The 2,866-nt window shown below is 51.3% G+C and carries 1 rRNA gene; it reads right to left on the bottom strand.

Annotated features, from left to right (window positions below):
• Positions 1-9: 9 nt before the first annotated feature.
• Positions 10-2,841 (bottom strand): 23S ribosomal RNA (locus FJR11_RS23240).
• Positions 2,842-2,866: the final 25 nt, after the last annotated feature.

Below are 2,866 nucleotides of genomic sequence, written 5' to 3'. Positions count from 1 at the left end.
AATTGAATAGAGGTCAAGCCCTCGGTCTATTAGTACTCCTCAGCTTCATACATTACTGCACTTCCACTTAGAGCCTATTAACGGGTGTTCTGCCCGTGACCTTACCTACTTATTGTAGTGAGAGTACTCATCTTGAGGTGGGCTTCCCACTTAGATGCTTTCAGCGGTTATCCTCTCCGCACTTGGCTACCCAGCGTTTACCGTTGGTACAATAACTGGTACACCAGCGGTGCGTTCCTCCCGGTCCTCTCGTACTAAGGAGGACTCCTCTCAATACTCTTGCGCCTGCACCGGATATGGACCGAACTGTCTCACGACGTTCTGAACCCAGCTCACGTACCGCTTTAATGGGCGAACAGCCCAACCCTTGGGACGTACTTCCGCCCCAGGTTGCGATGAGCCGACATCGAGGTGCCAAACCTCCCCGTCGATGTGGACTCTTGGGGGAGATCAGCCTGTTATCCCTAGAGTAACTTTTATCCGTTGAGCGACGGCCATTCCACTCTGCGCCGTCGGATCACTAAGGCCTACTTTCGTACCTGCTCGACTTGTCAGTCTTGCAGTCAAGCTCCCTTTTGCCTTTACACTCGTCGCACGGTTTCCAAGCGTGCTGAGGGAACCTTTGCGCGCCTCCGTTACCTTTTAGGAGGCGACCGCCCCAGTCAAACTGCCCACCTGAAACTGTTCCCCAACCGGCTGACGGTCGTGGGTTAGAATTCTAGCTTCGCCAGAGTGGTATCTCACCGTTAGCTCCTTATTCCCCAAAAGGAATAACTCACCGCTTCCCACCTATCCTGCGCAAGCGAAGCCCGAACACAATTCCAGGCTACAGTAAAGCTTCATAGGGTCTTTCTGTCCAGGTGCAGGCAGTCCGTATCTTCACAGACATTCCTATTTCGCCGAGTCTCTCTCTGAGACACCATCCAGATCGTTACGCCTTTCGTGCGGGTCGGAACTTACCCGACAAGGAATTTCGCTACCTTAGGACCGTTATAGTTACGGCCGCCGTTCACCGGGGCTTCAGTCGCCAGCTTCACTTTCGCTGACCAGCTTCCTTAACCTTCCGGCACTGGGCAGGCGTCAGCCCCCATACGTCCTCTTACGAGTTGGCGGAGACCTGTGTTTTTGGTAAACAGTCGCCTGGATCTCTTCACTGCGACCCACGTCTAAGGTGGGCACCCCTTCTCCCGAAGTTACGGGGCCATTTTGCCGAGTTCCTTAGAGAGAGTTATCTCGCGCCCCTTGGTATTCTCAACCTCCCTACCTGTGTCGGTTTCGGGTACGGGTGTTCTATCTTCATCACATAGCGAGCTTTTCTTGGCACTATCCTTCACCACGCGGAGTTCGTAAACTCCTCCCAAACCAATCAGGGTATGGCTATCTTTCATGCGTCCCTCTCTATGCTCCCATAGAACAGTAAGTGACTATTGACACTTTGTCCATCGACTACGCCGTTCGGCCTCGCCTTAGGTCCCGACTAACCCAGAGTGGACGAACCTGGCTCTGGAACCCTTAGGGTTTCGGGGTGTATGATTCTCACATACATTTGCGCTACTCAAGCCGACATTCTCACTTCCGTTTCGTCCACAGCTGCTCGCCGCTACTGCTTCAACCTACGACGGAACGCTCCCCTACCGATTAATAACTTAATACTAATCCCACAGCTTCGGTACATCGCTTAGCCCCGTTCATTTTCGGCGCAAGATCGCTTGACTAGTGAGCTATTACGCACTCTTTCAAGGGTGGCTGCTTCTAGGCAAACCTCCTAGTTGTCTAGGCAATCTCACCTCCTTTATCACTTAGCGATGATTTGGGGACCTTAGCTGGTGGTCTGGGCTGTTTCCCTCTTGACAATGAAGCTTATCCCCCACTGTCTCACTGGCAATGTCTTCCTCTGGGTATTCTGAGTTTGTCTCGATTTGGTACCGGTCTCCCAGCCCGCACCGAAACAGTGCTTTACCCCCCAAATTTAACCATTACCGCTGCGCCTCAACACATTTCGGGGAGAACCAGCTAGCTCCTGGTTCGATTGGTATTTCACCCCTAACCACACCTCATCCGCTGATTTTTCAACATCAGTCGGTTCGGACCTCCACTTGGTGTTACCCAAGCTTCATCCTGGACATGGTTAGATCACCAGGGTTCGGGTCTATAAACACTGATTTATCGCCCTCTTCAGACTCGGTTTCCCTTTGGCTCCAGCATTCTCGCTTTAACCTACCAGTGCCTATAAGTCGCCGGCTCATTCTTCAACAGGCACGCGGTCATCCGTTAAATCGGACTCCCACTGCTTGTAAGCTTATGGTTTCATGTTCTATTTCACTCCCCTTCCGGGGTTCTTTTCACCTTTCCCTCGCGGTACTTGTTCACTATCGGTCACACAGTAGTATTTAGCCTTACGAGGTGGTCCTCGCTGATTCACATGGAATTCCTCGTGCTCCATGCTACTCGGGATTCAGCTACTATCCTTTGACTTTCAACTACGGGACTTTCACCCCCTCTGGTACAGTATTTAGCTGTTTCGTTTAGTCTCTAGATTCGATATTGCTGTCCCACGACCCCAAAGGATAAATCCCTTGGTTTAGGCTCTTCCCCTTTCGCTCACCACTACTGAGGGAATCTCTAGTTTGATTTCTCTTCCTCCAGCTACTAAGATGTTTCAGTTCGCTGGGTTGGCTCTTTCCTGTCTATATATTCAACAGGTAGTACATAGGGTTGCCCCATTCGGACATTTCCGGCTCAAAGTTTGCTTCCAACTCCCCGGAACATTTCGTCGGTAACCACGTCCTTCATCGCCTCTGTGTGCCTAGGTATCCACCATTAGCCCTTATTAGCTTGACCACATTTTCTTCTTGTTTGCTTTCAC

Source organism: Anabaena sp. UHCC 0187, assembly GCF_009712035.1.
GTDB lineage: Bacteria > Cyanobacteriota > Cyanobacteriia > Cyanobacteriales > Nostocaceae > Dolichospermum.
Note: the sequence above shows the minus strand (reverse complement) of the source record. Positions and strands in the feature narration are given on the sequence as shown.